The following is a 19369-nucleotide window of genomic DNA, read 5'->3' as shown; positions in this document are numbered from 1 at the left end:
GGTTCAGGTTCGATCAATGGTGCGATCGACGAGCCGATCAATGGTCGAGGAGAGGCCGTGTCCGCAAGTTCTCGCGTGCAGCTTCCGACACTGCGCGGTCGGCGGACGCAAGCCGCGATCGACGCGGGAGCCCGATCAGTGATCGCCCGCAAAGGCATTCTCGCAACGACAATTTCGGATATCGCTTCCGAAGCCGGCAAGTCCACCGCATCGTTCTACAACTATTACGACTCCAAGGAAGCGATGGTCCGCGAGTGGGCCCTGCGGTTCCGCGACGAAGCCAGGGAGCGCTCGCGGGCAGCAGCCGAGCCGGGCCTGTCGAACTGGGAGCGCTCCTACCAGGCCGCGGCCGCACACTGGCACACCTATCGTCACCAACTCGCCGAGATCGTCAGCGTGTCACAACTGGCGATGGTCAACGACGACTTCGCGGAATACTGGAACGAAATCTGCTCGCTCCCGATCACGCTGGTCACCCACATGGTGAAACATGCTCAGCAACAGGGTTTCTGCGTGGATGATGATCCACATCTGGTGGCAGTGGCGTTGGTGTCGATGCTCAACCAATTCTGCTACACACAGTTGGCCGGGGACGCCCGGCGGGGTGGCGGGAAAGAACCCGTCGATGACGAGGCATGCATCACCACGCTTGCCAACGTCTTCTATCGGACGATCTATCACAGGGGGACCGCATGACCAGGGCACCATCGAGCGGCGCGACTCCGGGTGTCACCCGGGAATTCGTCGGTGTGCAGTCACCCACCGCACGTCGGGCGGGTGCGGGCGGAAACCCATGTCAGGGCCTCTACTACCGCGGCATAGGACGAAAACCGAAGGTGGCCATGATCGCCACGCACTACCAGATCGACTTCTCCGAACACTATCTCGCCGACTATATGGCGACCAGAGGCATCGGCTTCCTCGGGTGGAACACGCGATATCGCGGCTTTGAGAGCAGTTTCCTGCTTGACCACGCATTGGTCGACATCGGGGTGGGAGTGCGTTGGCTGCGCGAGGTGCAAGGGGTGGAAACCATTGTTCTGCTGGGTAATTCCGGCGGTGGTTCACTCATGGCGGCGTATCAGGCACAGGCCGTACACCACCACGTGACTCCGCTGGACGGCATGCGGCCCGCCGCGGGACTCACCGACCTGCTGCCCGCGGACGGTTTCATCGCAAGCGCTGCCCATCCCGGCCGTCCCGACGTCCTGACCGCCTGGATGGATGGGTCGGTCATTGACGAAAGCGACCCTCTCAGCAGCGATCCCGAGCTCGATCTGTTCAATCCGGAGAACGGACCACCCTTTTCCGAAGAGTTCGTCGCGCGCTACCGCTCGGCGCAGATCGACCGAAACAATGCCATCACCGACTGGGCCGAGAGCGAACTCAAACGCGTGCACGCCGCCGGCTTCTCGGACCGCCCGTTCACGGTGCTGCGAACCTGGGCGGACCCGCGCATGGTCGACCCATCCCTCGAGCCGACCCGGCGCCAGGCAAACTTGTGTTACGCAGGTGAGCCGATCAAGGCCAACCGATCCGCCCACGGCATCGCCGCGGCGTGCACGCTGCGCAGCTGGATCGGCATGTGGAGCCTGCGACACGCGCAGACCCGGGCCGAGCCGCACCTGTCACGTCTCGCCTGTCCCGCGTTAGTGATCAACGCCGAACAGGACACCGGTGTGTATCCGTCGGACGCGCAACGCATTTATGACGCCCTGGCCTCCGAGGACAAAGCGCAGTGCTCCATCGACACCGACCACTACTTCGCGACCCCGGGCGCACGCAGTGAGAAGGCCGATACCATCGCCAAATGGATCGCGAAGCGGTGGCGTTAGCCGTCGGCTCTTCGCGCAAGCGCTCATCGCTCAGAGTGCTGGCCCATTACGTTCCCGGTGACAAGGTCGCACAGTTCGTTGCGCCACAAGCGGATTGGCTCGACATTCACTACTGCGCCGAAGATGACGACGACACCTTTTATCGAGAGCTCCCCCATGCCGACGTGATCTGGCATGTGCTGCGGCCGATCTCGGGTGCAGATCTCGAACAGGCTCCGCGGTGCCGATTGGTGCACAAGCTGGGCGCGGGCGTCAACACCATCGACGTCGAGACGGCGACGCGGCTCGGCATCGCCGTGGCGAACATGCCGGGCGCCAACGCCCCATCGGTCGCCGAGGGCACCGTGCTGCTGATGCTCGCCGCGCTGCGCCGGCTCACCGAGCTCGACCGAGTCACCCGCGACGGCCAAGGCTGGCCCTCGGATCCGAGCCTCGGCGAGACAGTGCGTGACATCGGCGGGTGCACCGTGGGTTTGATCGGCTACGGCAACATCGCGAAGGCGGTCGAGCGAATCGTGGTCGCGATGGGTGCCCGGGTGCTGCACACCAGCACCCGCGACGACGGTCTGCCCGGCTGGCGCGCGCTGCCCGACCTGCTTTCGGAAAGCGACATCGTCTCCCTGCACATCCCGTTGACGGACCAGACCGCGGGCTTGCTGAGTCGTAGCGCACTCGCGTCGATGCGTTCCGATGCGGTGTTGGTGAACACCTCCCGTGGAGCCGTGATCGACGAGGACGCGCTCGTCGACACGCTGCGATCGGGCGGACTGGCGGCCGCGGGCCTGGACGTCTTCGCCGTCGAGCCGATCCCCGCCGGACATCCGCTCCTGACCCTGGCCAACGTGGTGCTGACACCCCATGTCAGCTGGTACACGCTGGACACCATGAGGCGGTATCTGGAGATGGCCGTCGACAACTGCCGCCGCATCCGGGATGGCCGGGACCTCGCCAATGTCGTGAACGGTATCGTGGTTCCCAACCGACCGGTTAATAGGGAAATGCCACAATGAGGTGCAACAACTATGCCCATCGCAATCCACACCGAGCACAATGACCTGGCCGATTCGGTCCGGTCCCTGGTGGCGCGGGTAGCGCCGTCGGAGGTGCTGCACGAGGCACTGGAGACGCCGGTTCCCAACCCGCCGCCGTACTGGAAGGCCGCTGCTGAGCAGGGTCTGCAGGGTGTGCATCTATCGGAATCCGTTGGCGGACAAGGGTTCGGTGTTCTCGAGCTGGCGATCGTGCTGGCCGAGTTCGGCTACGGCGCGGTACCCGGTCCGTTCGTCCCTTCGGCGATCGCCAGCGCACTGATCGCCGCCAACGACCCCGACGCGAAGGTGCTGGCTGACCTCGCGTCCGGTGACGTGATCGCGACCTACGCGATCGACTCCGGCCTGACGGCCACCAGACAGGGCGACGACCTGGTCATTCGCGGTGAGGTCCGCGCCGTCCCCGCGGCCGCGCAGGCGTCGGTGCTGGTGCTGCCGGTCGCGATCGACAGCGGTGAGGAGTGGGTGATCCTCGACGCAGAGGCGTTGGAGATCGAGCCGGTCCAGAGCGTGGACCCGCTTCGCCCGGTGGCCCACGTGCGCGCCAACGCCGTCGAGGTCGGCGACGATCGCGTGTTGGGCAACCTGAGCCGCAACCACGCGCGCGCCGTCATATCGACGCTGCTGTCCGCAGAGTGCGTCGGAGTCGCGCGGTGGGCGACCGACACCGCGACGGCGTACGCCAAGATCCGCGAGCAGTTCGGTCGGCCGATCGGCCAGTTCCAGGCCATCAAGCACAAGTGCGCCCAGATGATCGCCGACACCGAGCGGGCGACCGCCGCGGTGTGGGACGCGGCGCGTGCCATTGATGCGCACAGCGAAAACCCAAGCGATGAAACGGCTTTCGAGTTCGCCGCGGCTGTCGCTGCCACGCTGGCTCCGGCAGCCGTGCTGCACACCACCCAGGACTGCATCCAGGTGCACGGCGGCATCGGCTTCACCTGGGAACACGACACCAACGTGTACTACCGCCGCGCGCTGCTGCTTGCCGCATGTTTCGGCCGCACCAGCGATTACCCGCAGCGGGTCGTCGATATCGCGACGAGCACCGGAACCCGCAAGCTCAACATCGATCTGGATCCCGAGACGGAGAAGCTACGCGACGAGATCCGCGCGGAAGTGGAGTCGCTGAAAGCGATTCCGAGCGAGGAGCGGACCATAGCGATTGCCGAGGGCGGCTGGGTGGTTCCCCACCTGCCCAAGCCCTGGGGCCGCGCGGCGGGTCCCGTCGAGCAGATCATCATCGCGCAGGAGTTCAGCGCGGGCCGGGTCAAACGTCCGGCGATGGGAATCGCGGCGTGGCTGATCCCGTCGGTGGTGGCATTCGGGACCGAGCAGCAGCAGCAGCGCTTCCTGCCACCGACGCTGCGCGGCGAAATGATCTGGTGCCAACTGTTTTCCGAACCCGGCGCCGGCTCGGATCTGGCCAGCCTGACCACCAAGGCCACCAAGGTCGACGGCGGCTGGCGGATCACCGGCCAGAAGATCTGGACCACCGGAGCGCAGTACTCGCAGTGGGGCATGCTGCTGGCCCGCACCGATCCGAGCGCCCCGAAGCACAACGGCATCACCTACTTTCTGCTCGACATGAGCAGTGACGGTGTCGAGGTGAAACCGCTGCGCGAACTGACCGGCAACGCGATGTTCAACACGGTGTTCATCGACGATGTGTTCGTCCCCGACGACATGGTGCTCGGTGAGGTGAACCGCGGCTGGGAGGTCAGCCGGACCACCCTGACGGCCGAGCGCGTGTCGATCGGCAGCACTGAGCCACCGTTCCTGCCCGCCCTCGACGGCTTCGTCGACTTCATCCGCGACGGCCAGTTCGATCAGGTCGGGAAGAACACCGCGGGTCATCTCATCGCCGAAGGACATGCAGCGAAGGTGCTGAACATGCGGTCGACCCTGCTGACGCTGGCCGGTGGCGATCCGATGCCGGCGGCGGCCATCTCCAAGCTGCTGTCCATGCGCACGGGTCAGAAGTACGCCGAGTTCGCGGTGTCCTCGTTCGGCACCGACGGCGCCGTCGGGAATCCGGATACACCGCAGGGTAAGTGGGCCGAGTTCCTGTTGGCCAGCCGCGCGACGACCATCTACGGCGGCACGTCCGAGGTGCAGCTGAACATCATCGCCGAGCGGCTGCTGGGCCTGCCTCGCGATCCGTAAAAGCCCTCGACGGCGGGCGTACGATCGAACTGTTGGCTCACGAAAGGGGTCGGCAGACATGAACCTTCTCAGACGACGCCCGTCGCAGTTGATCATCACCGGTGCCGCGGCACTGGGGTTCCTGATCGCGCCCGCGGTGTTGACGGCGGAGTCGGCCATCGAGTCAGAGGCGGCGCCGTGCTATCCCGGCTTCGTCCCCGGTAACCCGTACGTCCCGTCCTGCAACGTCGGACCGCGCATCCCGAGGGTTCGGGGCGGGCCACCCGATCAGGCGGCAGTGATCGCGTGCCGCGATATCCCGGGATGCCTGTCCTGGTACATCAACCATCCGCACTGAGCGCGGTTGCTCCGTGCGGTACGCGGGAACCCGCTCGATATGACCAATGACGTCGAGAAGCGCTGGGACCGGCCCGGCGCCTTCCGCGCCGCGGCGGTCTACCTCGGTGCCGTCGTCGTTGTGGCGGGCATCGTCTTCGCCCTATACGGGTTGGCTGCCCGGGAGTCGGTGATCGCGGCATCGCTGGTGCCGGCCGTCTTGTTCGTCGGCGGCATCGGCGCATTCGTCAAGACGTACCGGGAGTGGAAAGTGCAGGGTCCATGGGTGGCCTGGCAGGGCGCTGGCTGGTTCCTGCTGACCCTGATGCTGGTGTGCCTGTCGATTCCCGGCGCCGCGATACTGTCCCCTTAAGGCAGGATCGAGTCGACGTATCCACCGTCGACTCGAAGCGCGCCACCGGTCGTCGCGGACGCCTGCGGAGACGCCAGATACGTGACCATGTTGGCGATCTCTTCGGGATCGATGAGTCGTTCCAGCAGCGACTGCGGTCGGTGGTTTCGCATGAACTCCCGCTGCGCGGCGTCCCACGGCAACGACTTGTCGACCAGTTGGTAGACGAAGTCCTCCACACCCGCGGTGTGGGTGGGCCCCGCGATGACGGAGTTCACGGTGACACCGGTGCCCGACGCATCCTTGGCGAACCCTCGCGACAACGCCAACAGCGCGGTCTTCGAGACGCCGTAGTGGATCATCTCCGCCGGAGTCACGATGGCCGAATCGCTGGCGATCTGGATGATCCTGCCCCAGCCGCGTTCTGCCATCGCGGGTAGATAACTTCGGATAAGTCGTGCTGCCGCAAGGACATTCACTTCGAAGTAAGTACGCCACTGGTCGTCGGTGATCTCGCGCGCTGGAACCGCCTCGAAGATGCCGAGGTTGTTCACGAGGATGTCGACGTCAGGCACTCGCGCCAAGAGCTGGGCTACGCCCTCGTCGGTCGCGACGTCGGCTGCCACACCGATGGCGTCGCCGCCCACCTTGCCTACGGCTTCCTCGACGCGGTCAGGCGTGCGCCCGTTGACCACGACGCGCGCACCGCTGGCGGCCAACCCCTGGCCGATCGCCAGTCCGATGCCCTGGGTGGAACCTGTGACGAGGGCCGTCTTACCGGCCAGATCGATGTTCACGCAGTGCTACTACCACTGCGACAGCCGAACTATTCCGACCCTTCGGTGTCCATTTCACGTAGTTCGCGCTTGAGGATCTTGCCAGTCGGATTGCGCGGCAACTCGTCGAGGAACACAACCTCGCGGGGGACCTTGTAGCGGGCCAGATTCTCGCGCACGTACGCCTTGATGCCGTCCTCGTCGATTGAGGCACCTTCGGCCTTGACCACAAAGCAGCGCAACCGGTGGCCCCACTCCTTGTCTTCGACGCCGAGCGCGGTGGCCTCGACGACCTCGGGATGCCCACTCACCAGGTCTTCGATCTCCGCGGGGAACACGTTCTCGCCGCCGGAGACGATCATCTCGTCGTCACGACCGCTGACGTACAGCAGACCGTGCTCGTCGAAGTAGCCGACGTCGCCGGAGGACATCAGCCCGTCGATGATCTGCTTGTGCCCGCCGCCGGTATAGCCCTCGAACGGGAAGGTGTTGCCGACGAAGATGCGGCCCACCTCGCCCTGCGGTAGCTCGGCGCCGTTGTCGTCGAGGATCTTGACCTTGACGCCCTTGACGACGGGGCCGACGGTGCCCGGATTGATCGACAGGTCCTTGGGCCGCGCGATGGTCGCGAAAGCGATCTCGGTCGAGCCGTACAGGTTGTAGATGACGGGGCCGAGGTCCTTCAGGGCACGTGTAGCCAGCTCGGCGCCCAGCTGTGACCCGGACACGAACACGATGCGCAACGACGACAGGTCGGGTTTGGGCTGGGTCTTCTCGAGTTCGTCGAGCAGCCGGGACAGCATCACCGGTACGACGACGATCGCGGTGGCCTTGTTCTTCTCGATGTCCGCCAGCACAGTCGACGGCTTGAAGCGCCGGCGCAGCACCAGTGTGGAGCCCAGCATCATCGCGATCGTGGCGTGCAGGAAACCGAGCGCGTGGAACATCGGCGCCGGAAGCGACGTCACCTCCCCCGCCTTGAACGGCACGTGGGACAGCACGCCGCCGATGGGCGCGAGCGACGGCGGGGTGCTGCGGTTGGCTCCCTTGGGCGTGCCGGTGGTCCCGCTGGTCAGGATGATGATCGACGAATGCTTGGTGACCTTGGGGGCCTGCGCGGTAGTGCTGCGGGCGATGAGGTCGGCGATGGTTTCGTCGGTGCTGCCGGACGGCTCGTCCTTATCGGGATTGGTGGCCAGCGCGCGCAGCTTGCCGAAATCGGGGTCGGCCTGCGAGACGGCGGAGGTGTACTCGTCGTCGTAGATGATGACCTTCGCGCCCTCACGCTCGGACACCTCTTTGATCTGGGGCCCGGAGAATTCGCTGTTGAGCAGGATGATGCGCGCTCCGGTGCGGGCCGCGCCGTACACCGAGACGAGGAACCATCGGTGGTTTCGCGCGAGGATCGCCACCCCGTCGCCGCCCTTGACGCCCATTGCCAGCAGGCCGTTGGCAAGGGCGTGCGCTGCGTCGTCGAGTTCTTTGAACGTGAACTCGCCCTCGTCGTCGACGACGGCGATGCGATCAGGTGTGCGGCGCGCGTTGAGCGCCGGGATCATGCCGAACTCGCCCCAGCGCCGGATGTCGGCGAGGAACGCGGCGATGTTCTGCGGTGCCTCCAGCTTCAGCGCGCCGGCTTCGAACATCTTGCGGGCGTAGTGCAGTTCGGCCGATCCGCGCTCGGCATACTGCTGGATTTTGGCCGCTGCCTGCAACGGAAGTTCGGTTAGCTTGGGCATGAACCCACAATATGTGACGCGGGTCGCATGTCGGGTCCGGAACCTAACATGGACCCATGCCCGCCCCGCTCCATATGGAGGTCGACGGTCAGCAGGTGCCCATCACCAACCCCGACAAGGTCGTTTTCCCAGCGATCGGGGTGACCAAGATGGACCTGATGCGCTACTACATGCGAGTCGCCGACGGTGCGCTGCGTGGTGTGGCCGACCGCCCGATGATCCTCAAGCGGTTCGTCAAAGGTATCTCCGAAGAGGCGGTGTTCCAGAAGCGTGCCCCCGCGAAGCGGCCCGACTTCGTCGACGTCGCCGAACTGAAGTACGCGTCTGGAACGTCGGCCAAAGAAGCGGTGATCCACTCCGCGGGTGGGCTGGTGTGGGCGGTCAACCTCGGCTGTGTCGACCTCAATCCCCACCCGGTGCGCGCCGACGACCTGGCCCACCCCGACGAGCTGCGCGTCGACCTGGACCCGATGCCCGGCGTGGATTGGCGCCAGATCGTGGCGGTGGCCCTGGTCGCGCGTGAGGTGCTCGAGGACCACGGGCTGACGGCGTGGCCGAAGACCTCCGGATCGCGGGGCTTCCACATCTATGCCCGCATCGAACGACGCTGGCCGTTCAAGCAGGTGCGCCTGGCCGCACAGACGATCGCGCGAGAGGTGGAACGCCGCGCTCCGGACCTCGCCACCAGCCGATGGTGGAAGGAGGAGCGAGAGGGTGTGTTCGTCGACTTCAACCAGAACGCGTTCGACCGCACGGTGGCGTCTGCCTACTCGGTGCGATCGCTGCCCGACGCGCGAGTGTCGACACCGTTGGTGTGGGACGAGGTCGCGGACTGCCATCCCGAGCAATTCACCATCGCGACCGTGCCACAGCGGTTCGAGGATTACGGCGACCCGTGGGAGGGAATAGACGACTCAGCGGGTTCACTCGATTCGCTGCTCGACCTCGCCGACAAGCTCGGCCCGCCCGAGAAGGCACCACGCGGTGCCCGGAGCCGCCCCGGCGGCGACATCGGATCCAAGAAAGGAACGGGACGACGGGAGTCGGTGATGCCGCTGATCGAGGTCGCCCGCACCAAAACCAAAGACGAGGCGATGGCGGCGCTGGACACCTGGCGCGAACGTTACCCGTCGGTAGCTGAAAGGCTCGAAGCACCAGACGTTCTGGTAGACGGCATGCGGGGCCCCAGTTCGATCTGGTACCGCATTCGGATCAACCTGCAGCATGTGCCCGAGGATCAGCGTCCGCCGCAGGAACCGCTGCTCGCCGACTACAACCCGTGGGAGAACTACACGGGTCCACAATGGATGCGCCGAGACTGACTCGTTTGCTATTCGAAAGCTCGCAGTACCAAAACACGTTCTTACCAAAGTATTAGCGATAGCACCCGGTTGCCTTACTTTGCCTGGATACCTTGAGACTCAAGAGACCGAGGGGAGGCAACATGTACGGCAACCCGGCGTTCGATTGTGCTGGCGCTCAGATCCATGCGGTGTGCCGGCAGTTGGCCACCGTAGTGACGGTCGAAGGCGTGATCGACGACACCAACATCGAGCGGGTCACCGCGCTGGCGCTTCGGTTCGTCATCGCCGAGAAACCCTTCGTGCTCGACCTGAGCCACGTGAGTTCCTTTTCAGGACACGCACTTTCGCTGCTGTCCGCGGTCGACGAAGGTTGCTTCCACAGCGGTGTGGAGTGGTCGCTGATCACCAGCGCCCCGGTCATGCGCGCGATGCAGGCTGCCGGGCTCGGCTTCCCGGTCGCCGAGTCGATTCCCGACGCGCTCCACCATTTCGCCGACAGCATCGACGAACGCCGTCGCCTGCTGCCCTTGCTGACCAAGAAATCCGCATAGCGGAAAGGTCCGAAAATGCTTCTCGATATTCGCTGGCTCCAGTTCCTGCTTGGCCGCCGTCACCTGCCCGCCAGGCGCGCACTGCCCGCCGCCCGGTAGCGGTATTGCGCTGGATCGTCGACGGCATGAACGTCGTCGGATCCCGTCCGGACGGCTGGTGGCGCAATCGCCGATCGGCGATGTCCACCTTGATCGAACATCTAGAACGTTGGGCGTCCACCGAAGGTGAGGACGTGACGGTGGTGTTCGAGCATCCGTTGTCACCGCCGCTGGAATCGTCGGTCATCACCATCGCGCATGCCCCGCGAGCGGCGGCCAACTCGGCCGACGACCACATCGTCACGCTGGTCGGGTCCGCCGAGAATCCGCAGGACGTCCGCGTGGCTACCTCGGACCGTGCGCTGTCAGAGCGGGTCGGGGCGCTCGGCGCGACGGTCTACCCTGCCCAGCGCCTGCGTGATCTCATCGACCCTCGCTGACGCGCTCACCGGTCCAGTTGGCCAGCAGGCGTAAGGCCGTCTCCGAGGGCGACGCCGCCTCCGCGCTGTAGAGGCACAGCGTCTGGTCGGGATCGCCGAGGAGCGCAACGGACTCATACTGCAGCGTCAGGTCCCCGACGAGGGGGTGGTGGTAGCGCTTCGTTCCATGCGTGCGTTCGCGCACATTGTGATCGGCCCAATAACGGCGAAACTCCGGACTCTTCACCGACAGCTCACCCACCAACTCCATCAGCAGCGGGTCGTCGGGATGACGTCCGGCGTCGAGGCGCAAGGTCCCGACGTTGTCCTTGGCGACCTCCTCCCAATCGACGAACAACTCTTGGGTGGACTCGTCTAAAAACGTGTAGCGCAACAGGTTTCGTTCACGCGGCGGGAGCTCTTCGAAATCCGTGAGCAGTGCGCGCGCCAGGTTGTTCGTGGCGAGCACATCCATCCGGCGGCCGAAGACGAACGCGGGTGTCACGTCGTCCAGCCTCTCGAGGAGGCGCCGTACACCGGGCCGCACGCGCTGCACGGGCGCCGGTGCACGCCGGCGCGGACGTCGCGGGTTGGTCTTGGCGATCCGAAACAGGTACGCGCGTTCGGTGTCGTCGAGGCGCAACGCGCGAGCCACGGCGTCGAGAACCTCATCGGACACATTCAGGTGGCGGCCCTGCTCGAGGCGGCTGTAGTAATCCACGCTCACACCGGCAAGCGCAGCGACCTCTTCGCGACGCAACCCCGGCACGCGCCGCTTTCGGCCGGTGCCCCCGACATCGACATCGTCGACGTTCAGACGCGCACGGCGGGTACGCAGGAAGTCCCTCAACTCCACGTTGTGCTCCACATAGACCAGTCTGAGGCCCCCGACCCGTGCTCGCCGGAACAAACGTAGGTCTGCCAGACCTAGGAAGAGCAGTGCTCGAATAAGCGGTAAGCATCGCGCCGCCGCGATGTTGATGTGGGCATGACCACTTCAACCAACACCACCGACACCAACACCACTCTCATCGGCCGCGTCGCCGTCGTCACCGGTGCGTCCAGCGGCATCGGCGAGGCCACTGCCAAGCGTCTGGCCGCATCCGGCGCCAAGGTCGCCGTGCTCGCTCGGCGCGCCGAACGGCTCGACAAGCTCGTCAACGAGATCGAGCAGGCCGGCGGCATCGCACTGGCCGTCCCCGTCGACGTGTCCGACGCCGAAGCCGTGCGCGCCGCCGCCGATCGGGTGGCTCGCGAGCTGGGCACCGTCGACCTGCTGTTCAACAACGCCGGGGTCATGCTTCCGGCACCCGTCGAGGAGCAGCGCTTCGATCAGTGGCAGCAACAGATCGACCTCAACATCAGCGGCCTGATGTACGTGATCGGCGCGTTCATTCCGCAACTGATCGCGTCGGCAGCCGAGAAGGGCGTGGCCGACCTGATCAACACCTCGTCGATCGGCGCGCAGAACATCTTCCCGAACTTCGCCGTCTACTCGGGAACGAAGGCCTACGTGACGCACATGTCGCGGACGCTGCGGGCAGAACTCGGCCCCAAGGGAATCCGGGTCTCCGCGATCGAGCCCGGCATCGTCGAGACGGAGCTGCCGAACCACGTGACCGACGCCGGGGCCACGGAATGGATCTCCGAGACCAAGGGCCAGATCGATGTGCTCGAATCCGAGGATGTGGCTGAGGCGATCAACTTCCTGGCCAGCCAGCCGGCCCGGGTGAACTTCCAGCAGCTCACGATCATGCCGACAGCGCAGGTTTCCTAGGTCGTTCGCAGGCCGCACAGCAGTAATGCCGCGAGGTCGGATCGGTCGCTGACTAATATTCGTCCATGCCGTCCAAGGCAAGGCGCCCCGACCTCGCGGCGATGCTGGCTCCGCTGCTCCGTGAGTTGATCGCCGCAGAGGTTCCAGTGCTCAAGGAACACGATGTGTCGATGTGGGGGTACGCCGTGCTGCTCGCCCTCGACGAATCCCCGGTACGCACCCAGGCAGCGCTCGCTGAGTCCATCGGTGCCGACAAGACGCGCATCATCCCGACGCTCGACGAACTGCAGACCAAGGGCTACATCGAGCGACACGCCGACCCCGACGATCGCCGCGTACGACTGCTTTCCATCACCACATCGGGCCGCCTGGTGAAAGACGCGGTGCAGAAGGACATCCAGCGCGGCGAGGAGCGCTGGCTCTCGGTGCTATCAGCCGACGAGCGTCGGGTGTTCCTGACCGCGCTACAGAACATCGCACGCGTGCGCGATACCCCTTAGGGTCGAAGAGTGAACCGCCTCGACCGCTTCTTCGAGATCTCGGAGCGAGGGTCCACGCTCACCAACGAGATCCGCGGCGGCGTAGTCACTTTCATCGCGATGGCCTACATCATCGTGCTGAACCCGATCATCTTGTCCGGCATCGACGACGTGACGGGCAGCCAGCTGGAATTCGATCAGGTCTCGGCGGTGACGTCGCTGGCCGCGGGCGTCATGACCATCCTGTTCGGGCTCATCTCGCGACTGCCGTTCGCGTTTGCCGCGGGACTCGGCCTCAACTCGTTCGTCGCGACGACGCTGGTCGACTCGTTGACCTGGCCCGAGGCGATGGGACTCGTCGTCATCAACGGGCTCATCATCGTCGCCCTGGCGGCAACCGGGTTGCGCAGACTCGTCTTCGACGCCGTCCCGATCCAGCTGAAGATCGCGATCACCGCCGGCATCGGCTTGTTCATCCTGTTCATCGGATTGGTCGACGCCGGCTTCGTCGGGTCGACCGGAACACCGTCGCCTCCGGTGGGTTTGGGCATCGGCGGCGCCGGTGACATCAGCACAATCCCCACCGTCATATTCGTGTTCACGCTCCTGGTGACGGGCATCCTCGTCGCGCGGCGGGTGCGTGGCGGCATCCTCATCGGACTCGTCGCGGGCACCGCGGTCGCCGTCGTCGTCGAGGCGATCTGGCACCTCGGATCGGCGGTCGAGAAGCCCGGCGGGTGGAGCCTGTCGGTGCCGACCTTGTCGGGATCACCGTTCGCGCTGCCCGACCTCTCACTGATCGGCGACTTCAGCCTCTTCGACAGCTTCGGCCGCATCGGCGCGATCGCCTTCGTGATGTTCGTGTTCACTCTGGTCTTCGCGAACTTCTTCGACGCGATGGGCAGTTTCACCGGCCTCGCGCGTGAGTCAGGGCTCGCCGACGATCAAGGGATCTTCCCGCGCCTGCGTTCGGCGCTGATCGTCGAGGGCGCGGGCGCGGTTGTCGGCGGGGCGACGTCGGCGTCGTCGCAAACCGTCTTCGTCGAGTCCGGAGCGGGTATCGAGGAGGGCGCGCGTACGGGTCTCGCGAATCTCGTTACGGGCGTTCTGTTTTTGGCCGCCATGTTCATCTCGCCAATCGCGTCGATCGTTCCGACCGAGGTCGCCGCGGCTGCGCTGGTGGTCGTCGGAACGATGATGGTGGCGCATCTGCGGCACATCGACATATCCGAGTTCTCCATTGCGCTGCCCGTCGTGCTCACCGTGGCGACGATGCCGTTCTCCTACTCGATCGCCAACGGCATCGGTGTGGGATTCATCGTGTGGGTGGTGACACGCTCGGCTGCGGGCAAGGCCCGCGAGATCAGCCCGCTGATGTGGGTCGTCGCCGCGGGCTTCGTGGTCTACTTCGCGCGCGGCTGGGTCGAGTCACTGCTTGGCATGTAGCGCCGCGAGGTCGTGCGGCCCCGCGGCGGGATAGCCGTGCGCCGCACGCACGGCGTCGGAGAACCGCCGTAGGACGGCAACGGCCTTCTCGAAGTCGGCACCAAGGGCTTGTAGGACCGGCGCGCACTGCGCATCGGTGCGGGTCTCGATGGCCTCTCGCTCCTGCCTGCCGCTATCGGTCAGCCCGCCATCGTCGATCAAACCGCGGCTTTTCAGGTCGGCGATCGCCGCGTCGAGTTCGGCGTCCGACCAGCCCCGGGTCCTGACGTACGTCTTGGACCGCAACCCCCAGTACAGCTCGGTCGTCAGTCCGATCTCGATGGCGCTGTAACCGGCCGACGTCCAGGCGGCCGTATGCGCGTCGCCGCGGAATTCCCGAAGGCGGTCGGCGAACCGCCACGCCGCGCCGAGCGGGTCCTCGGGCACGTCGGCATTCATCAACCCCGCATAGAGCGGGCGCCCCGCGACCGGAAGCGACCCGCTCACCGGTCCGAGGAGTCGGGCCAGCTCGTCGGCGCCGTCCGGGTTGGTTCCGAGGATCCTTCGCAGCTGACCCACGGCGGCCTCATCCCTGGCCGCGATGATCTCCGCGGCCGTCGTCAGCGACCAGCCGTGTTCGACGGCAGGTACCACGATCGCCGGGTTGAACACCGCGAACGCCGACGCCACCACCTCCCCCGGCACCTGGCCGAGGAGCGCGCCGCGGCTGCAGAAGTAGGCGTTCATATCGGGCATCGCCACCCCGCCGACAAGCCCCGGGCTGCCGGAGAAGCCGAGCTTCTCGTACCCGGCGTGGGCTTCGGGAGCGAAGTAGACCTGCCCGGCGAACGCTTCGACGGCACCGGCCAGAATTCGCGTTGCGCGAAACGCGCCATCGGCACCGGCCATTGGCTCACGGTAACCTCCAGACCCATGGGGAAGCGATGAGCGCGGGCCTGTTCGGACTTCTCGACGACGTTGCGGCGCTGGCGCGGCTGGCCGCGGCATCGGTCGACGACATCGGTGCCGCGGCGGGACGCGCGACCGCCAAGGCTGCGGGCGTTGTGATCGACGACACCGCGGTGACGCCGCAGTATGTGCACGGCATCACCGCCGACCGCGAACTGCCGATGATCAAGCGGATCGCGATCGGCTCGCTGCGCAACAAGCTGCTGTTCATCCTGCCCGCGGCCCTGCTCCTCAGCCAGTTCGTGCCGTGGATCGTGACGCCGATCCTGATGTTGGGCGCCACCTACCTCTGCTACGAAGGCGCGGAGAAGGTAGCTGGGTGGTTTCACAAAAGTGCGAGCCACGACGCGCATGCCGCACCCGCATCGACCCTCGGCGGAGACGCCGAGAAGCAGATGACGGCGGGGGCGATCAGGACGGACTTCATCCTGTCCGCCGAGATCATGGTGATCGCGCTCAATGAGGTGGCGGGCGAGAGGTTCTGGTCGCGGTTCGCGATCCTCGTCGTGGTCGCGATCGTCATCACGGCCGCCGTCTACGGCGTCGTCGCGCTGATCGTGAAAATGGACGACATCGGCCTGAACCTCGCGCAGCGCTCGTCGACATTCGCACAGAAGGTCGGTCGCGGGCTGGTCGCCGCGATGCCCAAGCTGCTGTCGGGGCTGTCGACCGTCGGCACCGTCGCGATGCTCTGGGTCGGCGGCCACATCCTCCTACTGGGTACGGATACGTTGGGCTGGCACACGCTCTACGGGTGGGTGCACCATCTCGAAGACCTGGTGAAACGCGCGGTCGCCGAGGGGCTCGGCGGTGTGCTGGCCTGGCTGGTCAACACCGCGGCTTCGGCGCTCATCGGATTGGTCGTCGGCGCCGTCGTCGTGGCGATCATGCACGTGTTGCCGTTCGGCAAGAAGAAGCACAAGAAGGCGCCCGCCGCATAACTGGGCGCCCGCCGAACTCGGCATGCGAAGTCCGACAACGCGGTAGGAGCGATTGTCACTGCCGGTACTAATGCGTTGACGGCGCGGCGAAGTCGTCGATTGTGACCGATTGGTGAACTATGCCGCCGTTACGAGCACATCTCATGTCGACCGAGCATCTTGGAGAGTAGCCCCGCGTAGCTTCCCAGGAGCCGACGCATATGAACTCAAAATTGAACGACATCGCCGCAGCCCAAGGCGATGCCATCGACTCGCGTTATCACCCGTCAGCGGCGGTGCGTCGGCAACTCAACAAGGTGTTCCCGACCCACTGGTCGTTCCTGCTCGGCGAGATCGCGTTGTACAGCTTCATCGTTCTGATCCTCACCGGCATCTACCTCAGCTTGTTCTACGACCCATCGATGGCCGAAGTCACGTATGAGGGTGTCTATCAACCGCTGCGCGGCATCGAGATGTCGAAGGCCTACGCGTCGACGTTGGACATCAGCTTCGAGGTGCGCGGCGGGTTGTTCGTCCGGCAGGTCCACCACTGGGCGGCACTGTTGTTCGCCGCGGCGATCATGGTGCACCTGGCCCGCATCTTCTTCACCGGCGCTTTTCGGCGGCCCCGCGAAGCGAACTGGGTGATCGGCTCGCTGCTGTTGATCCTGGCCATATTCGAGGGCTTCTTCGGCTACTCACTGCCCGACGATCTGCTGTCCGGGACGGGCATTCGCGCCGCCCTGTCCTCCATCACACTCGGCATCCCGGTGGTCGGCACCTGGCTGCACTGGGCGCTGTTCGGCGGCGACTTTCCGTGTGGCGGTGTCGGATACCAGTGCAGCCAGGACGGAATCCTGTTGCCGCGTCTGTACGCACTTCATATTCTGATCTTTCCCGGAATCATGCTGGCGCTCATCGGAATTCACCTTGCCCTGGTGTGGTTTCAGAAGCACACACAGTTTCCCGGCCCTGGCCGGACCGAGAGCAACGTGGTCGGCGTGCGGGTGATGCCGGTGTTCGCGGTCAAGTCCGGGGCGTTCTTCGCGATGGTCGTCGGAATCCTCGGCCTGATGGGGGGATTGCTGCAGATAAACCCCATCTGGAATCTGGGCCCATACAAGCCTGCCCAGGTGTCGGCCGGCAGCCAGCCGGACTTCTATTTGATGTGGACGGACGGGCTGATCCGTTTGTGGCCGGCCTGGGAGCTCTACATCGGCAACCACACGGTACCGGCCGCCGTTGCGGTCGCGGTGCTGATGGGCCTGGTGTTCATGCTGCTGATCATCTACCCGTGGATCGAGAAGAAGGTCACCGGCGACGATGCTCACCACAACCTGCTGCAGAGGCCCCGCGACGTCCCGGTGCGCACCGGCATCGGCGCCATGGCGATTGCGTTCTACATCGTGCTCACGTTCAGCGCGATGAACGACATCATCGCGTACAAATTCGACGTCTCGCTGAACGCGACCACCTGGATCGGGCGAATCGGCATGGTCGTGCTGCCCGCAATCGTGTACTACGTCACCTACCGGTGGTGCATCGGCCTGCAGCGCAGCGACCGTGCGGTGCTCGAGCACGGCATCGAGACCGGAATCATCAAGCGGTTGCCCCACGGAGCCTACGTCGAATTGCATCAGCCGCTCGGGCCCGTCGACTCCGACGGTCACCCAATTCCGTTGGCCTACCAGGGCGCTGCGATTCCGAAGCGGATGAACAAGCTCGGCGCCGCGGGAGCACCGGGCAGTGGAAGTTTCTTGTTCGCCGACCCGCCGTCTGAGCAGGAGGCGCTGACCGCGGCGCATCATGCGTCGGGACGGCGTGCCCTCACCGCGTTGCGTGAACACCAGGACCACAACGGGTCGTCGAACGGAAAAACCAATGGACACCGCTGACCGTGCTCGCGTTGCAGCGCCGCAATGCCAAGTTCGACTAGAAGGTCCGCCAGCGCAGCGAAACGGCAAGAAGAAGCACAAAGAACAGCACTGACGGATATCCGCCGCTGGCTCAACCATCGCAGAAACGCCGTCATCACCCACGTGCCAAACGAGTCCGAGATCAGGGCGACCCACTTCAACACCGACTGACTCTGCGATATCTGCCGCGACGTCACCCAGGACAAGACGGTGAGCCTGCGTCGCCTGGTTTTCTCATACCACCGCAGAGCGCTCGCAAGCTCATCATTGCCCCGGAGATCCGCAAGCGCCTTGCGCAAAACCATCGTGTCCAGCAGTGCTTGATTCGCCCCCTGCGCCAGGGCGGGCGGCATCGCGTGAGCGGCATCGCCGAGCAACGTCATGGCACCCGACCGCCGCAAGCGGGGAATCGGATGCCGAAAATGTGGAAACGGGGAGGCCGCCAGATCGTCGTCGGTCAACGTCGCCAAGACCTGATCGACCAACTCGGACCACCCGGCGAAGCTGGACCGGATCGCGTCGATCGGACGGTCCGGCCTGACGAAGTCGGGCGACCACCGCAAGTCGAACCACCACTGCAGATCAGAGCCACCGGCTGGCCACAGACCAAGGTTTCCGTGTTCGCCGATAATCTGCACTGCGACATCCTTTTCGGCGATGTGATCAACGGTGCTCAGTCCCTGCCAGCTGCACCAGCCGGTCGATTTCGCGGGCGCCCCGCCGACGATACGGCGGACCATCGAGTGCAGACCGTCCGCGCCGATCAACAGATCCCCATCCGCGCAGCTACCGTCGTCGAACTGGACACGCACCCCGCCCGGCGTATTGAATGCCGCGGCCACACGGGAGTTGCATCGGATGTGATCGGCCGGAAAGCCATCGAGCAGACGGTCGAGCAGAACGCGGCGAGGGACCATTCGAACGGGGCCGCCCAACCTGTCGACAATCGTATCCACCGCGATGTTGATCAGGGGGCGACCAGTCGACGTCGCGATCCGCACGGTGGAAAGCAATTGACCCGCCCCGTCCATGTCGACGGCAAGCTGTTCCAAAACCATTGAGCCACTGGGCCAGATGGTCACCGCACCGCCACCGGGCCGCGTATCCGGACGTTGCTCGAAGACCGTGACATCGTGTCCGTCGCGCAGTAGACCCCGAGCGATGGAAACGCCACCGACGCCGGCTCCGACGACGAGAACGCGAAGTGCGTTCATTTCCTTGCGGTTTTCGACTGATAGCAGAACCATGGGGTCCCCTCGATGTCGCAGTCCGAGATCCGGTGTAGTCGCCGGCTGAACGTGATACGACTCGTGGATGGCTTCTGTTCATCGAAGTGGT

At 65.2% G+C, this 19369-nt stretch carries 19 protein-coding genes; 14 read left to right on the top strand and 5 right to left on the bottom strand.

From position 1 onward, the window contains the following. Positions 1 to 57: 57 nt before the first annotated feature. The 6 genes from G6N42_RS23885 to G6N42_RS23860 are packed head-to-tail and all read left to right on the top strand — an operon-like array spanning position 58 to position 5738. A complete protein-coding gene (locus G6N42_RS23885) occupies positions 58 to 696 on the top strand; it encodes a TetR/AcrR family transcriptional regulator (RefSeq protein ID WP_163733787.1) in 639 nt (212 codons plus the stop codon). Next, positions 693 to 1835, top strand: coding sequence for an alpha/beta hydrolase (locus G6N42_RS23880; RefSeq protein WP_163733784.1), 1143 nt, complete (start codon positions 693 to 695; stop codon positions 1833 to 1835). Before G6N42_RS23885 ends, G6N42_RS23880 begins: the two co-directional genes overlap by 4 nt. Beyond that, the gene (locus G6N42_RS23875; protein WP_163733780.1) at positions 1811 to 2845 is read left to right on the top strand and encodes a 2-hydroxyacid dehydrogenase; all 1035 of its coding nucleotides are present in this window, start codon (positions 1811 to 1813) and stop codon (positions 2843 to 2845) included. The genes G6N42_RS23880 and G6N42_RS23875 overlap by 25 nt, the downstream gene beginning before the upstream one ends. 12 nt (positions 2846 to 2857) lie before the next feature. Further along, positions 2858 to 5050 (top strand): acyl-CoA dehydrogenase family protein, encoded by a 2193-nt coding sequence (locus G6N42_RS23870; RefSeq protein WP_163733777.1) that lies wholly within the window; start codon positions 2858 to 2860, stop codon positions 5048 to 5050. A 58-nt stretch (positions 5051 to 5108) separates the two neighbouring features. After that, the gene (locus G6N42_RS23865) at positions 5109 to 5387 is read left to right on the top strand and encodes a hypothetical protein (RefSeq protein WP_163733774.1); all 279 of its coding nucleotides are present in this window, start codon (positions 5109 to 5111) and stop codon (positions 5385 to 5387) included. 39 nt (positions 5388 to 5426) lie between these two features. Beyond that, positions 5427 to 5738 carry a hypothetical protein gene (locus G6N42_RS23860; protein ID WP_163733771.1) on the top strand — a complete coding sequence of 104 codons (312 nt, stop codon included), beginning with the start codon at positions 5427 to 5429 and terminating at the stop codon, positions 5736 to 5738. Here G6N42_RS23860 and G6N42_RS23855 read toward each other — a convergent pair. Together G6N42_RS23855 and fadD2 are read right to left on the bottom strand one after the other, a co-directional pair. Continuing rightward, the gene (locus tag G6N42_RS23855; protein ID WP_163733768.1) at positions 5735 to 6514 is read right to left on the bottom strand and encodes an SDR family NAD(P)-dependent oxidoreductase; all 780 of its coding nucleotides are present in this window, start codon (positions 6512 to 6514) and stop codon (positions 5735 to 5737) included. The two genes, G6N42_RS23860 and G6N42_RS23855, sit on opposite strands and share 4 nt — an antisense overlap. Positions 6515 to 6543: 29 nt before the next feature. Beyond that, the gene (gene fadD2 / locus G6N42_RS23850) at positions 6544 to 8232 is read right to left on the bottom strand and encodes a long-chain-fatty-acid--CoA ligase FadD2 (RefSeq protein ID WP_163733765.1); all 1689 of its coding nucleotides are present in this window, start codon (positions 8230 to 8232) and stop codon (positions 6544 to 6546) included. 56 nt (positions 8233 to 8288) lie between these two features. Here fadD2 and G6N42_RS23845 point away from each other — a divergent pair, with 56 nt between their 5' ends. The 3 genes from G6N42_RS23845 to G6N42_RS23835 all read left to right on the top strand — a co-directional run bounded on the left by G6N42_RS23845 (position 8289) and on the right by G6N42_RS23835 (position 10566). Continuing rightward, positions 8289 to 9554, top strand: a complete 1266-nt coding sequence (locus G6N42_RS23845) for a DNA polymerase domain-containing protein (RefSeq protein WP_163733762.1) — start codon at positions 8289 to 8291, stop codon at positions 9552 to 9554. Positions 9555 to 9676: 122 nt separating this feature from the next. After that, the gene (locus G6N42_RS23840; protein ID WP_174262149.1) at positions 9677 to 10087 is read left to right on the top strand and encodes an STAS domain-containing protein; all 411 of its coding nucleotides are present in this window, start codon (positions 9677 to 9679) and stop codon (positions 10085 to 10087) included. A gap of 104 nt (positions 10088 to 10191) precedes the next feature. After that, complete coding sequence (locus tag G6N42_RS23835) at positions 10192 to 10566, top strand: NYN domain-containing protein (RefSeq protein ID WP_083128119.1); 375 nt, start codon at positions 10192 to 10194, stop codon at positions 10564 to 10566. Here the strand turns inward: G6N42_RS23835 and G6N42_RS23830 are convergent. Beyond that, entirely contained in the window at positions 10550 to 11413 is an 864-nt protein-coding gene (locus G6N42_RS23830; RefSeq protein ID WP_163733759.1) for a helix-turn-helix transcriptional regulator, read from the bottom strand. The two genes, G6N42_RS23835 and G6N42_RS23830, sit on opposite strands and share 17 nt — an antisense overlap. A 120-nt stretch (positions 11414 to 11533) precedes the next feature. Between G6N42_RS23830 and G6N42_RS23825 the strand changes: the two genes are divergently transcribed. The 3 genes from G6N42_RS23825 (at position 11534) to G6N42_RS23815 (ending at position 14247) form a co-directional block, all read left to right on the top strand. After that, positions 11534 to 12322 carry an SDR family oxidoreductase gene (locus tag G6N42_RS23825; RefSeq protein WP_163733756.1) on the top strand — a complete coding sequence of 263 codons (789 nt, stop codon included), beginning with the start codon at positions 11534 to 11536 and terminating at the stop codon, positions 12320 to 12322. A 65-nt stretch (positions 12323 to 12387) separates the two neighbouring features. Then, positions 12388 to 12822, top strand: a complete 435-nt coding sequence (locus G6N42_RS23820; protein WP_163733753.1) for a MarR family winged helix-turn-helix transcriptional regulator — start codon at positions 12388 to 12390, stop codon at positions 12820 to 12822. A gap of 9 nt (positions 12823 to 12831) precedes the next feature. Next, positions 12832 to 14247, top strand: a complete 1416-nt coding sequence (locus G6N42_RS23815; RefSeq protein ID WP_163733751.1) for an NCS2 family permease — start codon at positions 12832 to 12834, stop codon at positions 14245 to 14247. On the opposite strand, the gene G6N42_RS23810 is transcribed toward G6N42_RS23815, so the two are convergent. Then, positions 14230 to 15135, bottom strand: a complete 906-nt coding sequence (locus tag G6N42_RS23810; RefSeq protein ID WP_163733748.1) for an SCO6745 family protein — start codon at positions 15133 to 15135, stop codon at positions 14230 to 14232. The genes G6N42_RS23815 and G6N42_RS23810 overlap by 18 nt on opposite strands. 35 nt (positions 15136 to 15170) lie before the next feature. On the opposite strand from G6N42_RS23810, the gene G6N42_RS23805 reads away from it, so the two are divergent. Together G6N42_RS23805 and qcrB are read left to right on the top strand one after the other, a co-directional pair. Continuing rightward, a complete protein-coding gene (locus G6N42_RS23805; protein WP_163733745.1) occupies positions 15171 to 16136 on the top strand; it encodes a DUF808 domain-containing protein in 966 nt (321 codons plus the stop codon). 200 nt (positions 16137 to 16336) lie between these two features. Further along, positions 16337 to 18010: a cytochrome bc1 complex cytochrome b subunit gene (gene qcrB / locus G6N42_RS23800; RefSeq protein WP_163733742.1), complete on the top strand. Its 1674-nt coding sequence runs from the start codon at positions 16337 to 16339 to the stop codon at positions 18008 to 18010. On the opposite strand, the gene G6N42_RS23795 is transcribed toward qcrB, so the two are convergent. After that, a complete protein-coding gene (locus tag G6N42_RS23795; RefSeq protein ID WP_163738079.1) occupies positions 17920 to 19245 on the bottom strand; it encodes an FAD-dependent oxidoreductase in 1326 nt (441 codons plus the stop codon). The two genes, qcrB and G6N42_RS23795, sit on opposite strands and share 91 nt — an antisense overlap. Positions 19246 to 19369 lie beyond the last annotated feature (124 nt).

Source organism: Mycobacterium gallinarum, from assembly GCF_010726765.1.
Lineage (GTDB): Bacteria > Actinomycetota > Actinomycetes > Mycobacteriales > Mycobacteriaceae > Mycobacterium > Mycobacterium gallinarum.
Note: the sequence above shows the minus strand (reverse complement) of the source record. Positions and strands in the feature narration are given on the sequence as shown.